The sequence below is a fragment of the Phytopseudomonas dryadis genome, from assembly GCF_004327355.1.
Lineage (GTDB): Bacteria > Pseudomonadota > Gammaproteobacteria > Pseudomonadales > Pseudomonadaceae > Aquipseudomonas > Aquipseudomonas dryadis.
Map to the genome: position 1 here is coordinate 53,976 of NZ_QJUM01000030.1, position 18,633 is coordinate 72,608.

Genomic DNA, 18,633 nt, shown 5'->3' on the forward strand with positions numbered 1-18,633 from the left:
AATGGCAAGGAAAACCCGGCCCGCCGCGTTTCTCAACGATCCACAGTGGTACAAGGACGCGATCATCTACCAGGTGCACGTGAAATCCTTCTTCGATGCCAACAACGACGGCATCGGCGATTTCGCCGGCCTGATCGACAAGCTCGACTACATCGCCGACCTGGGCGTCAACACCCTGTGGCTGTTGCCGTTCTATCCGTCGCCACGGCGCGACGATGGCTACGACATCGCCGAGTACCGCGGCGTGCACCCCGACTACGGCAACATGGCCGACGCCCGGCGTTTCATCGGCGAGGCGCACAAACGTGGCCTGCGGGTGATCACCGAACTGGTGATCAACCACACCTCCGACCAGCATCCCTGGTTCCAGCGGGCCCGTGCCGCCAAGCCCGGTTCCAGGGCGCGCGATTTCTACGTGTGGTCGGACAGCGACCAGAAGTACGACGGCACGCGGATCATCTTCCTCGATACCGAGAAGTCCAACTGGACTTGGGATCCGCTGGCCGGGCAGTACTACTGGCACCGCTTCTATTCGCACCAGCCGGACCTCAATTTCGACAACCCCCAGGTGCTCAAGGAAGTGCTGGCGGTGATGCGCTTCTGGCTGGACATGGGCGTCGACGGCCTGCGCCTGGATGCCATCCCCTACCTGATCGAGCGCGACGGCAGCAACAACGAGAACCTGCCGGAAACCCACGAGGTGCTGAAGAAGATTCGCGCCGAGCTGGACGCCAAATACCCGGATCGCATGTTGCTGGCCGAAGCCAACCAGTGGCCCGAAGACACGCAGTTGTATTTCGGCGGCCAGGAGGGCGGGCCGGGCGACGAATGCCACATGGCCTTCCATTTCCCGCTGATGCCGCGCATGTACATGGCCATCGCCCAGGAAGACCGCTTCCCGATCACCGACATCCTGCGCCAGACCCCGGACATTCCGGACAACTGCCAGTGGGCCATCTTCCTGCGCAATCACGATGAGCTGACCCTGGAGATGGTCACCGACCACGAGCGCGACTACCTGTGGAACTACTACGCCGCCGATCGCCGCGCGCGCATCAACCTCGGTATCCGCCGTCGCCTGGCGCCGCTGGTGGAGCGCGATCGGCGGCGCATCGAGCTGCTCAACAGCCTGCTGCTGTCGATGCCCGGTACCCCGACGCTGTACTACGGCGACGAGATCGGCATGGGCGACAACATCTTTCTCGGCGACCGCGACGGCGTGCGCACCCCCATGCAATGGTCGCCGGATCGCAATGGCGGCTTTTCCCGGGCCGACCCGGCCAGCCTGGTGCTGCCGCCGATCATGGACCCGCTGTACGGTTACCAGAGCATCAACGTCGAGACCCAGTCGCGCGATCCGCACTCGTTGCTCAACTGGACCCGGCGCATGCTGAGCATCCGCAAGCAGCACCAGGCCTTCGGTCGCGGCGCCCTGAGGATGCTCACTCCGGCCAACCGCCGGGTGCTGGCTTACCTGCGCGAGTTCCAGCTCGCCGACGGTCGCCAGGAGCTGATCCTGTGCGTGGCCAACCTGTCCCGCGCGGCGCAGGCGGTGGAGCTGGAACTGTCGGCCTTCGATGGCAAGGTGCCGGTGGAAATGGTCGGCGGCTCGTCGTTTCCGCCCATCGGCCAGCTCAATTACCTGCTGACCCTGCCACCCTACGGCTTCTACTGGTTCATGCTCGCCGACGAGGCGCAGATGCCCGCCTGGCACGTCCAGCCGGTCGAGCGCATGCCGGAGTTGCCGACCCTGGTGATCAAGCACGATCTGCTCGAACTGTTGCAGATGCCGGCGCGGGCGACCCTGGAGCAGGAGTCGCTGCCGGCCTATCTGCCCAAGCGCCGCTGGTTCTCCGGCCAGCGTGACGACCTGCGCGATGTGCGCCTGCTGTACGCCATTCCCTTCGGCAACGCCGAGGAGTTCTGCGTGCTCAGCGAGGTCGAGGTCAGCCGCGAGGGTGGCGTCGAGCATTATCAGGTGCCGCTCGGTTATGTCGGCGAACACGATGCCGGCAGCAGCGTCCCGCAGCAGCTGGCCCTGGCGCGCCTGCGCCGTGGCCGCCAGGTCGGCCTGCTGACCGATGCCTTCACCCTGACCGCGTTCGCCCGCCACGTGCTGCGCAACCTGCGCGAGCGCAGCGTGCTGGCCTGGCAGGGCAGCGAGATCCAGTTCGTGCCCGGCGCGCAGCTGGAGGCGCTCGGCGATCTGCACGAGCAGGAGGTGCAACTGATTTCCGCCGAGCAGTCCAACAGCTCGGCCATCATCGGCGAGCAGGCGGTGCTCAAGCTGGTGCGCCGCGTGCTGCCCGGCATTCACCCGGAGAGCGAGGTCGGTGGCTACCTGACGGCCGTGGGCTTCCAGCACATCGCCCCGCTGCTGGGCGAGGTGCGCCGGGTCGACGAGCAGGGCGTGCCGCACACCCTGATGATCGTGCAGGGCTACCTGAGCAACCAGGGCGACGCCTGGCAGTGGACGCAGAACAACCTGGAGCGGGCCATCCGCGATGAAGTCTCCGGCGGTCTGTCGCAACAGGAGAACCAGTACACCGCGCTGGGCGAACTGGAGGCCTTCGCCGGGCTGCTCGGCCGGCGCCTGGGCGAGATGCACATGGCCCTGGGGCAGGCCAGCGACAACCCAGATTTCGGTTACCGCGAAACCGGCGAGGCGGATGTCGCCGACTGGTCGCGGAGTATCGCCGAGCAGGTGCGCGAAGCGCTGCAGGTGGTGGCGGCCGGGCGCGGCCACCTGCCGGGCGAGGCGGCCAACCAGGCCGACTGGCTGGCCACCCGCCATGACGATATTCTGCAACTGGTCGACAGCCTGGCCAGGCGTTCGGCCGGGGGCATCCGCATGCGGGTGCATGGCGACCTGCACCTGGGCCAGGTGCTGGTGGTGCAGGGCGATGCCTACCTGATCGACTTCGAGGGCGAGCCGGTGCGCAGCCTGGACGAGCGGCGTGCCCGCTACAGTCCGTTGAAGGATGTCGCCGGCATGCTGCGCTCCTTCGACTATGCCGCGGCCATGGCCATGCGCAGCGCCCAGAGCGCGGATGTGTCGGCCACGGCCGAGCAGGCCCGCCAGCGTATCTGCGCGGCCTATCGCAGCCAGGCGCGCACGGCGTTCAACGAGGCCTACCGCCTGGCCGCCGCCGATCTGCCCCATGCCTGGCACGAGCGCGAAGGCGAGGTGGCCGCCCTGGCGCTGTTCTGCATCGAGAAGGCCGCCTACGAAATTCTCTACGAAGCGCGCTATCGACCCGATTGGCTGGACGTTCCGGTACAAGGCTTGATAGAGCTGACCAAGCATCTGCTGGGGAGCAACAAACGATGAAGGACGAAGAAACCGAACGCCAGGTGGCCGGTGCCGATCGCGCCGCCATCGAAGCCCTGGTGCGGGCCGAGCACGGCGATCCTTTTTCGCTGCTGGGCCCGCATGTGCAGGCCCGCGGCGTGACCATCCGCGCCTACCTGCCCGGCGCCCTGGGCGTCGAACTGATCGATGCGGTCAGCGGCGAGGTCCGTGGGACCCTGGAGCAGTCCAGCGTGCCGGGCCTGTTCAGCATCCGGGTCGAGCAGCCGTTGCCTTATCGCTATCGCATCCACTGGGGCTCGGGCATGCAGGAGAGCGAGGACCCCTATGCCTTCGGCCCGCTGCTCGGCGAGATGGACCTGTACCTGTTCGCCGAGGGCAATCACCGCGAACTGGGCAAGAGCTTCGGCGCCCAGGTGACCCGCTGCGAGGGCATCGAAGGCGTGCGCTTCGCGGTCTGGGCGCCGAATGCCCGGCGCGTGTCGGTGGTCGGCAATTTCAATGGCTGGGACGGACGCCGCCACCCGATGCGCCAGCGCCAGCCCAGCGGCGTGTGGGAGCTGTTCATCCCGCGGCTGCGCGCCGGCGAGGTGTACAAGTACGAAATCCTCGGCCGTGACGGCCTGCTGCCGCTCAAGGCCGATCCGCTGGCGCTGGCCACCGAGCTGCCGCCGGCCACCGGTTCGGTGGTCTCGGCGCCGCTGGACTTCGCCTGGCACGACGACGACTGGATGCAGCATCGCCAGGGGCACCAGGCGCACACCGCGCCGCTGTCGATCTACGAGGTGCACGCCGGCTCCTGGCGCCGCGAGGGGGGCGAGGGGGAGGACGAGGAGGGCCGCTGCCTGAGCTGGCGCGAGCTGGCCGAACAGCTGATTCCCTACGTGCAGCAACTGGGCTTCAGCCACATCGAGCTGCTGCCGGTCATGGAACACCCCTTCGGCGGTTCCTGGGGCTATCAGCCGCTGAGCCAGTTCGCGCCCACGGCCCGGCATGGCTGCCCCGCCGATTTCGCCGCCTTCGTCGATGCCTGCCATCAGGCCGGCATCGGGGTGATTCTCGACTGGGTGCCGGCGCACTTTCCCACCGATGCCCATGGCCTGGGGAAGTTCGACGGCACCGCCCTGTACGAATATGCGCATCCCTTCGAAGGCTTCCACCAGGACTGGGAAACCTATATCTACAACCTCGGGCGCACCGAGGTGCATGGCTTCATGCTGGCCTCGGCGCTGCACTGGCTGCGCGCCTACCACATCGACGGCCTGCGCGTGGATGCGGTGGCGTCGATGCTCTACCGCGATTATTCGCGCAAGGACGGCGAATGGATTCCCAACCGCCATGGCGGCCGCGAGAACCTGGAGAGCATCGATTTCCTGCGCCATCTCAACGATGTGGTGGCCCAGGAGGTGCCCGGCGCCCTGGTGATCGCCGAGGAATCCACGGCCTGGCCCGGCGTCAGCCGGCCGACCCGCGAGGGCGGGCTGGGGTTCGCCTACAAATGGAACATGGGCTGGATGCACGACAGCCTCAAGTACGCCAGCGAGGATCCGCTGCACCGCCAGCATCACCATCACCAGTTGACCTTCGGCCTGCTCTACGCGTTCTCCGAGCATTTCATCCTGCCGATCTCCCACGACGAGGTGGTGCATGGCAAGCGTTCGCTGCTGGACAAGATGCCCGGCGATCGCTGGCAGAAGTTCGCCAACCTGCGCCTGTACCTGAGCTTCATGTGGAGCCACCCGGGCAAGAAGCTGCTGTTCATGGGCTGCGAATTCGGTCAGTGGCGCGAATGGAACCACGACCACGAGCTGGACTGGTACCTGCTGCGCTACGGTGAGCATCAGGGCGTGCAGCGCCTAGTTAGCGATATCAACGCGCTGTATCGCCATGAGCCGGCGCTGCATCAGCTCGACGGCCAGGCCGAGGGCTTCCAGTGGCTGATCGGCGACGACAGCGGCAACAGCGTGTACGCCTGGCTGCGCGAGGGCGAAAGCGGCGCGCCGCTACTGGTGGTGCACAACTTCACGCCACAGCCGCGCCCTGGCTATCGTATCGGCGTGCCGTTGCAAGGGCTCTGGGAAGTGCTGCTCAACAGCGATGCCGAACGCTATGCCGGCTCCAATGCCGGCACCCTGGTCGAGGCCCGTACCGAGCAGCAGGTGAGCCACGGCCAGCCGTGCTCGCTGGTGCTGGATCTGCCGCCGTTGGCGACCCTGATCCTCAAGCCCGAGCAGCTCTGAGCGGGCCCTTGGCGCTGTCGGCCAGGGGCCCGTTTCGGCGTTCAGACGTAGGGCTGTCCGGCGAAGCCGCGCGGCAGGCGGTTGCGGCCCGGCAACTCGCTCAGGTGCTGTTGCCAGGCACCGCGCCAGTCGCTGCGGGTCTCGCCGCTCCTGGCCTTGCGTGCTGCGCGGCGGGCGGCGTTGCGCGTATCGCGGCGGGCCTGTTTGAAGGCATCGGTATTGCGGCAGTTGCGGCACTTCACACGTGCCAGTTCCTTACTCGATGCGAGATGCTCGCCATGGGTGCCGCAGGCCAGGTGGCCATCAACCTTGTAGTGCGTAACCATCGGTGGATCTCCTTGTCATTATGTCGATCCTTGAATAGGGGCTTGCTCCGGGTTCGCCGGCATGTCGATACGCCAGCGCACTCTGGGTAGACCGCATCGCGGCTGCAGTGGTTCGCCATGCTTTTTCGCCGCCGGCTGCCAGTGCGGGCGACGGCCATCAACGCCTGGTAACCGATAGGCGGTGAGCATGGAACCGCGACACTGGGCTACCGTGCCGTTCGATTCGTGTTGTCAGGGGGTATGCGTGCTGAAGTCGTCGTCCGTCGGCGCACCGTTCGCGGTGTGGCCGCTACTGCTGTTGTTGACCGCTTGTGCCAGCCGCACGCCCGAGGTGCCGGCACCGCGTCCCGCCGAGGTACGCGCGCAGATCCACAGGCTGTTGCCGGCACAGACGCCCGACCGCGAGGGCTGGGCGGCCGATATCTATGCCGCCTTCGCGGCCCAGGACATTGCCCCCAGCACCGAGAACATCTGCGCCGTACTGGCGGTGACCGAGCAGGAGTCGACCTTCCAGGCCGACCCGGCGGTGCCGGGCCTGGCGCGCATCGCGCGCCAGGAGATCGACCGCCGCGCCGCCAGCCTGTACATCCCCGGGTTCCTGGTCAATGCCGCGCTGCGTATCGAGTCGCCCACCGGCAAGACCTATCAGCAGCGCCTCGACAGCGTGCGCACGGAGAAGCAACTGAGTGCCATCTTCGACGATTTCAGCTCGATGGTGCCCCTTGGACGGCAGCTGTTCGGCACCCTCAATCCGGTGCGTACCGGCGGGCCGATGCAGGTCAGCATCGCCTTCGCCCAGAGCCGGGCCGACGGCTACCCGTACCCCGTCGAGGGTTCGATCCGCCAGGAGGTGTTCAGCCGCCGTGGCGGCATGTACTTCGGCATCGCCCACCTGCTGGGCTACCCGGCCAACTACCCGGCGCCGATCTACCGTTTCGCCGATTTCAACGCCGGCTGGTACGCCAGCCGCAATGCGGCCTTCCAGAGCGCGGTGAGCAGTGCCTCCGGCATCCCCCTGGCGCTGGACGGCGACCTGATCATCCACGGCAGCCACAAGGCCGGCGCCACCGAACTGGCCGTGCGTTCGCTGGGCAAGCGCCTGGACATGAGCGAGCGGGCGATTCGCCGGGCGCTGGAGCAGGGCGACAGCCTGGCGTTCGAATCGAGCCGGCTGTACGAGCGGGTATTCGCGCTGGCGCAAAGCGCCGAGGGCAAGGCGCTGCCACGGGCGATACTGCCGGGCATCGTGCTGGAGAGCCCGAAGATCACCCGGCGCCTGACCACCGCCTGGTTCGCCGAGCGGGTCGACAGCCGCCACCAGCGTTGCATGGCGCGCGCCCGATGACAGCGCCAGGTGCTGCACAAAGCTTCCAGAAACGCGGGGGGCGAGCGGCTAACATGGCGATCGGCACAGACACGGGCTGGAGCAGCTATGGGCGCTGGTAGTTGGGTCGACCTGGCCCAGGACGACGAAACCGGGATCGAAACCATCCGCGCGCACTTTCGCGGACATGCCTACGATCCCCATTGGCACGACGCCTACCTGGTCGGTTTTACCGAGCAGGGCGTGCAGCAGTTCCACTGCCGCAAGGTGCTGCACAGCAGCCTGCCGGGGCAGGTGTTCCTCCTCGAGCCCGGTGAGCTGCACGACGGCCATGCCCCGGCGACCGAAGGCTTCACCTATTCCATGCTGTACCTGGATGCCCAGTGGATCGAGCGGGAAATGCGCGCCCTGTTCGAGGCGGTACCCGCCGATTGCCTGCCGGGTTTTTCCGCCACCCTGGCCAGCGAACCCCTGTTGCTGGCGGCCGTAGCCCAGGCTTTCAGGGCCTTGCACGGGCAGGAGTTGCGCATCGTCCGGCAAAGCGCGCTGGATGGCCTGCTCGCGCGCCTGAGCGCCCACCTGCACTGGCGCCGGCGCCTGGACCCCGATCCGCGCCTGCCCCTGGTGGCGCAGCGGGCGCGGGACTACCTGCATGCCCACCATGCCCAGGACATCGGCCTGGACGACCTGGCCGCCGCCTGCGACATCGATCGCTTCCGCCTGACCCGCGCCTTCAAGGCGGCGTTCGGCCTGGCGCCCCATGCCTACCTGGTGCAGCTGCGCCTGGCCAGAGCCCGGAACCTGCTGGCGCGCGGCGAACGGCCGGCACAGGTCGCCGCCTTGCTGGGCTTCGCCGACCAGAGCCATCTCGGTCGCTGGTTCCGTCGTGCCTATGGCCTGACGCCGGCCCATTACCAGCGGCGCTGCTCAAACCTTCCAGACGCCTGAGGCCGGGGCGGCGAAGATCCGGGCTTCACTCAGCACTGGAGCCGCCTCATGAACCTTCGCCTGCCAGCCCCGGCCCGTCATCGCCATGCGGCGTTACCGGCATGAGCCAGTTGCTGCCTTTCGCCTTGTTCGCCTTCGTCGCCTCCATCACCCCGGGGCCGACCAATGTCCTGGTACTGAGCAGCAGCGTCCGCCATGGCCTGGTGGCGACACTGCCGCTGGTGCTGGGTGCCTGCGCGGGTGCCGCCGGCATCGTGGTGGCGGTCGGCCTGGGTGTCGGCGAATCCCTGCAGCAGTATCCACGGCTGCAGAGGCTCATGGCCTGGCTGGGCGTGGCCTGGCTGAGCTACCTGGCCTGGCGCATCTTCAGCAGCCCGCCCATCGCCCTCGACGCTGGTGACGACGGCGCAGCCGCCGAGCGCCGCCTCGGCCTGCTCGGCGGCGCGGCGCTGCAGCTGGTCAACCCCAAGACCTGGATGATGGCCCTGGCGGTGGTCAGCGTATTCGCCGGACCTGGTGCCGACCAGGCCATGCGTGTCAGCCTGCTGGCGGCGATCTTCTTCGCCATCTCCCTGCCTTGTCTGGGCTGCTGGGCGTTGCTCGGCCGCGGCGTCGCGCGGCTGTTCGGCAGCGCCCGGGCCATGACCCGTTTCAATCGGATCATGGCGCTGCTGTTGCTGCTGTCGGCCTGGCTGGGCGCCCCTGTGTAGCTCAGGACGGATGGCGCGGATCGCGTTCGAACTTCCCTGGCCACTGCTGCACTGCGGGAGTTGTCCGCAGTCTGATTCGTGCGAAAGAGAAAAAGCGCCAAGTGGCCAATGCCGATCGGAAGGTTTTTGTTCCGCCGCCCATTGCGGCAAACCACCGTCGACCTCGGCGCGAGACGATGGCGGCCATCCCGCAGAATCCGTGGCATGGCCATCATTCGCCGCGGGGTCGCGGCTCCTACGGGATCGGGGCAAACCACCGTCGGTGTAGGCGCGTCGACCCCGGCGCGATGCGGTTGTGGCCATCCCGCAGGGTCCGTGGCGTGGCCATCATTCGCCGCGGGGTCGCGGCTCCTACGGGATCGGGGCAAACCACCGTCGGTGTAGGAGCCCGCTTGCGGGCGATGGGTTCAGGGTGCCATGCGTTGCGCCAGGGCGCGATCGCGCTGGTCGGGGCTGTTGCCGAGGCCGTTTCGCACGCCCTGGCGGTCGGCCGCGGCGCGGTTCTGGCTGAGCTTGTACTTGCCTTCCAGGCGGCTGATGGGCAGGGCGAAGCCGACGATGGCGCGCAGCATGCCGTCGAGGTAATCGCGCGGCGCGTCGTCCACCGCCCAGGGTTGCGGGCGCGGGCTTTCGTGGTGATCGGTCAGGTCCCTGAGCAACTGCAACAGGCGCTCCGGCTCGTCGAACACCTCGGCGCGGCCATGGGCATGCACCGCGATGTAGTTCCAGGTGGGCACCACCTTGCCGTGCTCGGCCTTTTGCGCATACCAGGAGGGGCTGACATAAGCCTCGGGGCCGTTGAACACCACCAGCACCTGCGCACCCGCGGCCAGTGCGCGCCAATGCGGATTGGCGCGGGCCAGGTGGCCGTAGAGGGTGCCGAGCGGGCCCTGGTCGGTACGCAGCAGCAGCGGCAGGTGGCTGGCCTGCAGGCCCTCCGGGCCATGGCTGATCAGGGTGGCGAGGCGGCAGCCGCCGATTTCGCGCTGCAGTGTGGCGACATCGTCCTGGCGGAAGGCGGGTGGCGAATACATGGTGGGTCTCACTATGGGGGGCGCATGGATGCAGGAGGTAGAGCGAAGCAGGAGCCCGAGCCGAAAACAGCGCTGGAAGGCTGGAGGCTTTCTCGTTCAGCCCTCCAGCTTCCAGCGCTTTTCATCGAGTGTCCTTCACACAATGACGCCATGGCGCGATTGCCCTGCTATGGGGATGACGCCATGCTAGACAGGCCATTGGTTCGTTGTAAGATCCATTTCCTTCGACTTTCATGGGGCCAATTCATGGCGTCGATCGTACCCTTGCCGGTCGATCTCTCCGGCCTGCGCCTGGAGCCGGGCCGGGGCCTGGCTCGCCAGCTGTACCAGGCCCTGCGCGAACGCATCCTCGACGGACGCCTGCCGGGCGGCACGCGCCTGCCAGCGGGGAGGCAGTTGGCCGAGCGCCTGGGCATCTCGCGCAACACGGTGCTGCGGGCCCTGGATCAGCTCTACGCCGAGGGCTATGTGGCCGGCCGTATCGGCGACGGCACCTATGTCGCCGAGCTCGCCACGGCGAGCCTGCCGAGCCCGGCAGCGCAGACGCAAAGCGCCAGCAGCCCGGCCCTGCAATTGCTCGACCAACACCACCTGCCCGCGCCGCTCGATGGCGCACCCAGGGCCTTTCGCGTGGGCGTGCCGGCCTTCGATCTGTTTCCCTTCGAGACCTGGGCGCGCCTGTCCGCGCGCTTCTGGCGCAAACCCTCGGCGGCGCGTCTGGGCTATGGCGAGCCGGCCGGCGATGTCCAGTTGCGCGAGCTGATCGCCGCCTACCTGCGCAACAGCCGTGGCCTGCACTGCGATCCGGCGCAGGTGCTGGTGACCTGTGGCGCCCAGCAGGCGATCAGCCTCTGCGCCCAGTTGCTGATCAGGCCGGGCGATCAGGTGGCCGTCGAGAATCCGGGGTATCGCGCCGCCGGTCATGCCTTCGCCGTGGCCGGCGCGCGGCTGCGCGGCATCGCGGTGGATGGCGACGGGCTGGATACCGCCGAGCTGGAGCGCGCGGGCGCTTGCCGGCTGGTCTATGTCACGCCCTCGCACCAGTATCCCACCGGGGTGACGCTGTCCCTGGCGCGGCGCCTGGAACTGCTCGATTGGGCCGAGCGCCATGACGGCTGGATCATCGAGGACGATTACGACGGCGAGTACCGCTACAGCGGCACGCCACTGGCGCCGCTGGCCGCCCTCGATCGCCAGCAGCGCGTGCTGTACGTCGGCACTTTCTGCAAGATCGCCTTTCCGGCGTTGCGCCTCGGCTACCTGGTCTTGCCGGCGGGCATGGCCGAGGCCTTCGCCCGGCGCCGGGCGCTGGACATGCGCCATTCGGAGATCGGCACCCAGGCGGTGATGGCCGAGTTCATCGCCGCCGGGCATTTCCAGCGCCACATCCGGCGCATGCGCAGCGCCGCCAGGCACCGCCGCGATGCCCTGCTGGCCGGCTGGCCGCGGCAGGTGCCGGGGTGCCAGGCGATCCCGGCGGTGCACGCCGGCCTGCACCTGTGCATCCGCTGCGACAGCCTGGCCCGCGAGCAGGCGCTGATCGCCGCGGCGGCCCAGGGTGGTGTCGAACTCACGGCGTTGAGTGGCTACTGGTTGCCCGACAGTGCCATCCCTGCGGATCGGCGTGCCGGTCTGGTGCTGGGCTTCGCCGCGGTGCCCGAGGCGGATATCGACCAGGCCCTGCAGGCGTTGCGCAGCGCCTGGACGTTGCAATGACGGCCGCTCCTCGGCGCGCTACCTTGTTCAAGAGGAACGGCTAAGATGGCGAGCATCCGCTCAGAACCGCAGGAGCCAGCCCCGGTGTTCCAAGCCAGCGATTTCCGCCCACGCCTGCGCGCCGGCGTGCTCGAGTACCCCGTGCACCATGTGCGTGGCGGTACCTCCACCGGCCTGGTGTTGTGGGAAGGTTTCGCCCCCCGCGAAGCGGCCCTGCGCGAGGAACTGCTGCGCCATCTGCTGGGCGTGCCCTTGAGCGGCCGGCAGCCGGGTAACCGGCAGATCACCGGCCTGGGCCGTGGCACGCCGACCAGCAACAAGGTGTTCTTCGCCGATTGGGAAACCGGCGCCGAGGGCGGGCGGCTGGTCAGTACCCTGGCGCAACTGGCCAACGAACACGCCGACGTCGACTGGAGCGTGAATTGCGGCAACCTGTCCAGCGCCTTGCCGCTCTGGGCGCTGGATGCCGGTTTGCTCGGCGACCCGGGCGAGGGCGATCACGACATCCTGATCCGTAACACCAACAGCGGGGTGATCAGCACCGCGCGTATCGGCCGTGATCGTAGCGGCACCCTGAGGTCGGCGCGGATACCCGGTGTCGAGGGCGAGTTTCCCGCGGTCGATCTGTTCCTGCACGAGCCGGTGGGCGCCAAGACCGGGCGCTTGCTGCCGACCGGCGTGGCGCAGGAGCGCATCGAGGGCTACGCGGTGTCCTGCGTCGACGTGGCCGTGCCGATGGTGATCGCGGCGGCCCGCGACTTCGGCAAGACGGCCCACGAGCCGATTCAGCAGTTGCAGGCCGATGAGCGCTTCATGGCGGCCTTGCGCCGGGTCTGGGTTCAGGCTGGTCTGCGCATGGGCCTCAAGCGCCGCGACGGCCAGGCGATGAGCGCCGAGGAACTGGCCCGCAGCGAGACCCAGCCCAAGGTGTGCATCGTCGGTGCGCCGGCCCATGGCGGGCACCTGGCGGTGCGCTACTTCACCCCGCAGAGCGGCCATGCCTCCCTGGCGGTGTCCGGCGCCTGCTGCCTGGCCGCCGCGGCGCTGATTCCCGGCAGCGTGGCCTGGCAGGTCGCCGAGGGCCTGGCCAGCCCGGGCACGGATTTCGCCGATATCGAGGTGGCCATCGAAAACCCCGCCGGCCTGCTCGCGACCACCGTGGTGGCGCGGCAGCTGGACGCCGAGCTGCAGATCCGCAGCGCGGCCTACCGGCGCAATGCGCAGATCCTCCTGCGCGGGCACATGCCGCTGTATCGCGCCTCTGCGGAACTGGTCGCGGCCCTGGCCGCCGTTACCGAGCGCTAGGTCGAAGACGGCGTGGCGATAGCCGGTCTCAGGCCGAGTGCGGCGTTTTCTCGGCGCTGTCGCGCTGGCTGTCGCGGCGCAGTTTCTTCGCCCGCTTTTCCAGCACCAGGTACACCAGGCAGGCGACCATCAGCGGCAGCAGGAAGTAGATCGCCCGGTAGCCGATCAGGGCGGCGACGATGCTGCCCTTGGACATCTGGTGCTGCAGCATGGCGATGAACACCGCCTCGATTACCCCCAGGCCGGCGGGTATGTGGGTGATGACGCCGGCGATGCTGCTGATCATCAGAATGCCGAGGATCGACGGATAGAAGGCTTCCGCCGGCAGCAGCAGGTAGATGAGCAAGGCCATCAGCGACCAGTTGAGCGCGCCGAGCGCCGCCTGCAGCAGGGCCATGGGCAGCGAGGGCAAGGTCAGTTCATGGCCGCGCAGGTGCCAGGTACGCCGTTTGCTGAAGCGGCAGGCCAGCAGGTAGCCGATGCCCACCAGGAGCAGGGCGAAGCCGATCACCTGCAGCCCCGTGGCACCGATCTTCCAGGTCTCCGGCAGGTCCAGCAGGCGCAGCGAGAACACGCCGCCGGCCAGCAGGATATAGCCCAGCCAGTTGGTGATCAGGCTCATGCTCAGCACCCGGGTGATGGTCGATACCTTGAGGCCCAGGCGCGAATACAGGCGATAGCGCAGGGCGACGCCGCCGACCCAGGAACTGAGGTTGAGGGTGAAGGCGTAGCAGACGAAGGTCAGCGGCAGGATCTGCCGGGCCGGCAGGTTGTGGCCGGTGTAGGCACGGCCGATCAGGTCGAAGCTGGAGTAGGTGGCGTAGCTCAGCGCCGAGACCGCCACGGCCGCCAGCAGGATACCGCCGCCGTAGCCGCGCAGGGCCTGGCTGACTTCCTGCCAGTCGAGGTTCTTCACCAGCAGGAACAGCAGGGTCGGCACCAGAATGAAGAAGCACAGGGTGAGCAGGCGCTTGGCCCAGTGCCATATCGGCTTGTTCTGGCTCACGAGGTCTTCTCCCGGTCGACGTGCAGGGCGTGCTGTTCGACGTCGTCGAGCACCGGCTGCAGCAGCTTCAGTCGCGGCGAGTGAGCCGGGAACCAGCCGGCGATGGCCGGGAAATGTCGCAGGAAGTGGAAGCACAGGAAGATCAGCGGCGCGCGCCACCAGTAGCCGCGGGTGACCCGCTGCAGGGTGATGGATTTGCAGCTGGACTTGGCCAGCTCCATCAGATGATCGTGCAGATGCCGATTGAGCGCCGGGTCGCGGATGATCACATTGGCTTCCAGGTTGAGCGACAGGCTCAGCGGGTCGAGGTTGCTGGAGCCCACCGTGGCCCATTCGTGGTCGGCCAGGGCGACCTTGCCGTGCAAGGGCCGTTGGCAGTATTCGTAGATGGTCACGCCATCGCGCAGCAGGTAGTTGTAGGTCAGCCGCGAGCACAGCCGTACCAGCGGCATGTCCGGCTGGCCCTGCAGAATCAGCGTGACCTTGACCCCGCGGCGCGCGGCGTTGCGCAGTTCGCGCAGCAGCCGGTAGCCGGGGAAGAAGTAGGCGTTAGCCACCACCAGGCGCTGCTGGGCGTTGCGGATCGCCTCCAAGTAATGCTGTTCGATGTTGTTGGTGTTGTCCTCGTTGTCGCGTACTGTCAGCAGCAGCCGGCTGTTGCCCGCGTAGCGCTGCTGGCTCGGCTGGTTGCTGCGGGCATAGGCCACCTGGCGATCCGTGCGGCTGTCCAGCAGGCGCTCGCTGGCGGCGTGCAGGTCGGCGACGATCGGCCCGCGCACGCGCACGGCGTAGTCCTGCTTGGCCATCGGTCCGTAATCGCCCAGGTGCTCGGCGCTGAAGTTGATGCCGCCGATATAGGCCACCTCGCCGTCGACCACCACGATCTTGCGGTGCAGGCGGCGGAACAAGTTGGTGCGCATGCCCAGCAGGCGCTTGCGCGGGTCGAACATGTGCACGCGCACGCCAGCGGCGACCAGGTCGGCGATGTACGGCGGCGAGAGGTCGGCGGTGCCGTAACCGTCCACGGTGACTTCCACCCGCGCGCCACGGCTGGCGGCGGCGATCAGCGCCTGGCGCAGCTCCTGACCGACCTTGTCCTCGAAGATGATGAAGGTTTCCAGCAGCACCTCGCGCTGGGCGTTACGGATGCTGTCGAAGACCTGGGGAAAGAACTCTTCGCCATTGATCAGCAATTCGACGGCGTTACCGTCGCGCCAGTCGTACTTCATATCCGTACCTCGACGGCCAGGGGAGCGTGATCGGAGAGATGTGACCAGGGACGCGTGGACAGCACCCGCGGCTCATGGGTGGTGGCGTTACGCACATAGATGCGATCCAGGCACAGCAGCGGCCAGCGCGCCGGGAAGCTCTTCGCCGGCGCGCCATGGGCGCTGACGAAGGCTTCCCGCAGGCCGCTGGCCGCGAGCAGATCGTCGGCGCGCTTGCGCCAGTCGTTGAAGTCCCCGGCGACGATCACCGGGGCGTCCGCCGGCAGGCCTTCGAGCAGTTCGCAGAGCAGCCCCAACTGCTGCCTGCGATGCACTTCGCGCAGGCCCAGATGCACGCAGATGGCGTGCACCTCGGCATGCCCGGGCACATCCAGCACCGAGTGCAGCAGGCCGCGCTGTTCCTGGGTGCCGATCGACACATCGAGGTTGTCGTGGCGCAGGATGGGGAACTTGGACAGCAGCGCATTGCCATGGTCGCCATGGGGGTAGACCGCATTGCGGCCATAGGCGAACTGCGGCCACATGCTGTCGGCGAGGAATTCGTACTGGGGCGTCGGTGGCCAGTTGGTGTAGCGCTTGGCGTGGCGCTCGTGGGTGCCGTGGACTTCCTGCAGAAACACCATGTCGGCCGACAGCGTGCGTACCGCATCGCGCAGTTCCGGCAGGATGAAGCGCCGGTTCAGCGCGGTGAAACCCTTGTGCGTGTTGACCGTGAGGATCTTCAGCGCATGCACGGGCTTTGCCAGTCGGGTCGGTGGCGGATGGGCGATGGTGCTCATGAACTCACTCCTGGCGACCTGCCCGGAACGTTGGGCAACGCCGCGGCCAGGTCGAACTGCTGTAAAAGCCGGTAGGCGTCGTAGGGCGCGCGTACCTTGAGGTCATTGTCGAAATAGCAGTAGACATCGCGCGCGGCTCTCGGGCGGCCGCGGTGGGCCTCATCGATCAGCTGCGCATCGGCGACTTGTTCGCCCTGGCTCCAGGTGGCGATGCGCGCCTGCCAGTGCTTCAGGGCCTGTTCGTCGTAGCCGCTCTCGTAGAGCCTGGCGTTGCCGTGCAGGCGCAGGTAGACGAAGTCGCTGGTCAGGTCTTCGGCATAGGGCCACTTGCCGGCGCTGTCGGCGAACACCAGGGCGACCTTGTGCTTGCGCAACAGCTTGACGAAGGCCGGCTGGCAGAAGCTGGGGTGACGTACCTCGATGGCGTGACGCAACGGCTGACCTCGCTCGACATCCAGGTAGCCGCTGACCCGCAGCTCGCTGTCGCAGTCACGGGCGCAGTGCCGCGCCTGCTCGCTGTCATGGGGCAGGCGCTCGAGAAAGGCGGCGATGCGTTGCGCGTCGAAGCTCAGGCTGGGCGGCAGTTGCCAGAGGAACGGCCCCAGCTTCGCGCCCAGGTGCAGCGGCCCCGAGGCGAAGAAATTGGCCATCGGCGTCGCCACCTCATGCAGGCGTTTGACGTGGGTGATATAGCGGGGCGCCTTGACGCTGAAGCGGAAATCCTCGGGCGCGTCCGCCGCCCACTGGGCATAGCGCTGCGGGGTCTGCAAGGCGTAGAACGAACCGTTGATTTCGATGCTGTTGACCGCGCGCGAAGCGAAGGCCAACTCCTGCTTCTGCGGCAGTTTCTCGGGGTAGAAGTCGCCTCGCCAGGGCGCATAGCGCCAGCCGGAGATGCCGATGCGCAGGTCAGGCAAGGGCATGGCCGGTACGCTGCAGCGGATGTCGGCATGGCGTGCCGGCGGCCCGCTGTCCACTGCTCGGGGTCGGATGCATGTGGCTCAGTGCGCCTTGGCCACGCCGCGCAGCAAGATGGCGCTGGCGCTGTCATTGGCGCCACTGGCGATATTGCCCAGCGACACCACGCCCACCAGGCGCTTGTCGCGGTTCAGCACCGGCAGGCGGCGTACCTGGTTCTGCGCCATGCTGTCGGCTACCTGCTGCAGATCCTCGTCTTCGAAGCAGTAGTGGAGATTGCCACTCATCACCTCGGACACCGCGGTGTCGCCGGGCAGGCCGGTGGCGACCGCACGGATGGCGATATCGCGATCGGTGACCATGCCCACCAGGCGATCCTGATCGTTGACCAGCAGGGCGCCGCAGTCGATACGCGCCATCATCGCCGCCGCTTCATGGATACTCTGATCCGGGGTGATGGTCTGTACGCCACGGGTCATGATTTCGTTGACTTTCATGCTGTCCTCCTGTCGGTGGTCGAGCTATGCGGCGCGCTTGCCCTGTACGGGCAGGCGCTGGGTACTTACTAGATTCCGACTGGAAGCCCGTGGCCACGGTTCAGTGTTTTTGCCGCCCTGACCGCCGGGGCCAGCGGCGATCCTGGCACTGGCAGCCCGCCCTCGGCGCAGAGCGATGGTGGCCATCCAGCAGGATTCGCGGTGCGACCATCATTCGCCGCGGGGTCGCGGCTCCCACACTTGCAGGGCTGTCACCGATCTTGTAGGAGCCCCGCCCCCGGGGCGAAGCGATAGCGGCCATCCCGCAGAATCTGTGGTGTGGTCACTGCAAGTGGCCCGTCAGAGCACGTATGGCTATGCTTTTGGACGGCATAGATCTAAAAGGAAAGGATTCCCATGATGGATACTCGCCACGCCGCTCACCGCCTTCGTCTGGGACGTTGGTCGAGCATCGGGCAAATGTACATGGTAACCACGGTTACCCTGAACAGGGCGCCCGTTTTCAGCGATTTCCATGCAGCCCGGATGCTGGTCGATACCCTCAGGCAAGATGCCTCGAGAGGCTCCCACCAGACCTTATGCTACGTAATTATGCCTGATCACCTTCATTGGCTCCTGCAGTTACAGCATGGGTCTCTATCGCAATTGGTGGGCAGAATAAAATCCCTGTCCGCGCGGCGCTTTGGAAAACCGCTATGGCAAAAAGGCTTCCATGACCATGCTCTGCGGCATGAGGAGGATGTACGTGGCATCGCCCGCTACATGGTCGCCAATCCTCTGCGCGCAGGATTGGTGAATCGCCTGGGAGACTACCCGCATTGGGATGCAGCCTGGCTGTAGGCGTGGGAATTGTAGTCTTCCAGCAGGATTTGCGGCGCGACCACCAATCGCCGCGGGGTCGCGGCTCCCACACGGGCAGGGCTGTCACCGCCCTTGTAGGAGCCCCGCCCCCGGGGCGAAGCGATGGTGGCCTTCCAGCAGGATTCTCGGTGCGACCACCATTCGCCGCGGGGTCGCGGCTCCCACACGGGTAGGGCTGTCACCGACCTTGTAGGGGCGTCGCCCCCGGGGCGAAGCGATGGCGGCCATCCAGCAGGATTCGTGGCGCGACCACTATTCGCCGCGGGGTCGCGGCTCCCACACTTGCAGGGCTGTCATCGATCTTGTAGATACTCTGTTAGTGGTCAAGCGTTTTTCAGGTGTTCATTGCTGAATAGCTCGGATGAATCGAAAGGCACACCGAGCTTCAGGCAAGCCCAGACGCCAGTCAGGTATTTACGCATGACTGCAC

Annotated in this window: 15 protein-coding genes; 8 read left to right on the forward strand and 7 right to left on the reverse strand. The window is 67.2% G+C overall.

From position 1 onward, the window contains the following. The first annotated feature begins 1 nt into the window (after nucleotide 1). Nucleotides 2–3,331: a maltose alpha-D-glucosyltransferase gene (treS, locus tag DNK34_RS21065; protein WP_131173655.1), complete on the forward strand. Its 3,330-nt coding sequence runs from the start codon at nucleotides 2–4 to the stop codon at nucleotides 3,329–3,331. Next, on the forward strand, nucleotides 3,328–5,550 hold the full coding sequence (gene glgB, locus DNK34_RS21070; RefSeq protein ID WP_131173654.1) for a 1,4-alpha-glucan branching protein GlgB: 2,223 nt from the start codon (nucleotides 3,328–3,330) through the stop codon (nucleotides 5,548–5,550). The genes treS and glgB overlap by 4 nt, the downstream gene beginning before the upstream one ends. 41 nt (nucleotides 5,551–5,591) lie before the next feature. On the opposite strand, the gene DNK34_RS21075 is transcribed toward glgB, so the two are convergent. Beyond that, nucleotides 5,592–5,876 carry a hypothetical protein gene (locus tag DNK34_RS21075; protein ID WP_131173653.1) on the reverse strand — a complete coding sequence of 95 codons (285 nt, stop codon included), beginning with the start codon at nucleotides 5,874–5,876 and terminating at the stop codon, nucleotides 5,592–5,594. 244 nt (nucleotides 5,877–6,120) lie between these two features. On the opposite strand from DNK34_RS21075, the gene DNK34_RS21080 reads away from it, so the two are divergent. The 3 genes from DNK34_RS21080 to DNK34_RS21090 all read left to right on the forward strand — a co-directional run bounded on the left by DNK34_RS21080 (nucleotide 6,121) and on the right by DNK34_RS21090 (nucleotide 8,858). Next, nucleotides 6,121–7,221, forward strand: coding sequence for a DUF1615 domain-containing protein (locus DNK34_RS21080; RefSeq protein ID WP_411269287.1), 1,101 nt, complete (start codon nucleotides 6,121–6,123; stop codon nucleotides 7,219–7,221). An 87-nt stretch (nucleotides 7,222–7,308) separates the two neighbouring features. Continuing rightward, a complete protein-coding gene (locus tag DNK34_RS21085; protein ID WP_131173651.1) occupies nucleotides 7,309–8,148 on the forward strand; it encodes an AraC family transcriptional regulator in 840 nt (279 codons plus the stop codon). A gap of 101 nt (nucleotides 8,149–8,249) precedes the next feature. Then, a complete protein-coding gene (locus DNK34_RS21090) occupies nucleotides 8,250–8,858 on the forward strand; it encodes a LysE family translocator (protein ID WP_131173650.1) in 609 nt (202 codons plus the stop codon). Between the two features lie 407 nt (nucleotides 8,859–9,265). Here DNK34_RS21090 and DNK34_RS21095 read toward each other — a convergent pair whose 3' ends face one another. After that, nucleotides 9,266–9,892 carry an FMN-binding negative transcriptional regulator gene (locus tag DNK34_RS21095; protein WP_131173649.1) on the reverse strand — a complete coding sequence of 209 codons (627 nt, stop codon included), beginning with the start codon at nucleotides 9,890–9,892 and terminating at the stop codon, nucleotides 9,266–9,268. Nucleotides 9,893–10,138: 246 nt separating this feature from the next. On the opposite strand from DNK34_RS21095, the gene pdxR reads away from it, so the two are divergent. Continuing rightward, nucleotides 10,139–11,608, forward strand: coding sequence for a MocR-like pyridoxine biosynthesis transcription factor PdxR (gene pdxR / locus DNK34_RS21100; protein ID WP_131173648.1), 1,470 nt, complete (start codon nucleotides 10,139–10,141; stop codon nucleotides 11,606–11,608). Nucleotides 11,609–11,692: 84 nt separating this feature from the next. Then, the gene (locus DNK34_RS21105) at nucleotides 11,693–12,913 is read left to right on the forward strand and encodes a PrpF domain-containing protein (RefSeq protein WP_242675299.1); all 1,221 of its coding nucleotides are present in this window, start codon (nucleotides 11,693–11,695) and stop codon (nucleotides 12,911–12,913) included. 28 nt (nucleotides 12,914–12,941) lie between these two features. Here the strand turns inward: DNK34_RS21105 and DNK34_RS21110 are convergent, their stop codons facing one another. From DNK34_RS21110 to DNK34_RS21130, 5 genes are all read right to left on the reverse strand, one after another. After that, nucleotides 12,942–13,919, reverse strand: coding sequence for a lysylphosphatidylglycerol synthase domain-containing protein (locus DNK34_RS21110; protein ID WP_131173646.1), 978 nt, complete (start codon nucleotides 13,917–13,919; stop codon nucleotides 12,942–12,944). After that, nucleotides 13,916–15,148: a cardiolipin synthase ClsB gene (gene clsB, locus DNK34_RS21115; RefSeq protein ID WP_131173645.1), complete on the reverse strand. Its 1,233-nt coding sequence runs from the start codon at nucleotides 15,146–15,148 to the stop codon at nucleotides 13,916–13,918. Before clsB ends, DNK34_RS21110 begins: the two co-directional genes overlap by 4 nt. Further along, nucleotides 15,145–15,927, reverse strand: coding sequence for an endonuclease/exonuclease/phosphatase family protein (locus DNK34_RS21120; RefSeq protein WP_131173644.1), 783 nt, complete (start codon nucleotides 15,925–15,927; stop codon nucleotides 15,145–15,147). The genes clsB and DNK34_RS21120 overlap by 4 nt, the downstream gene beginning before the upstream one ends. After that, nucleotides 15,924–16,844, reverse strand: a complete 921-nt coding sequence (locus DNK34_RS21125) for a DUF72 domain-containing protein (protein ID WP_131173881.1) — start codon at nucleotides 16,842–16,844, stop codon at nucleotides 15,924–15,926. The genes DNK34_RS21120 and DNK34_RS21125 overlap by 4 nt, the downstream gene beginning before the upstream one ends. 84 nt (nucleotides 16,845–16,928) lie before the next feature. Beyond that, nucleotides 16,929–17,342 (reverse strand): CBS domain-containing protein, encoded by a 414-nt coding sequence (locus DNK34_RS21130; RefSeq protein WP_131173643.1) that lies wholly within the window; start codon nucleotides 17,340–17,342, stop codon nucleotides 16,929–16,931. A 399-nt stretch (nucleotides 17,343–17,741) separates the two neighbouring features. Between DNK34_RS21130 and DNK34_RS21135 the strand changes: the two genes are divergently transcribed. Next, nucleotides 17,742–18,182 carry an REP-associated tyrosine transposase gene (locus DNK34_RS21135; RefSeq protein ID WP_131173642.1) on the forward strand — a complete coding sequence of 147 codons (441 nt, stop codon included), beginning with the start codon at nucleotides 17,742–17,744 and terminating at the stop codon, nucleotides 18,180–18,182. The last annotated feature ends 451 nt before the right edge of the window (nucleotides 18,183–18,633 follow it).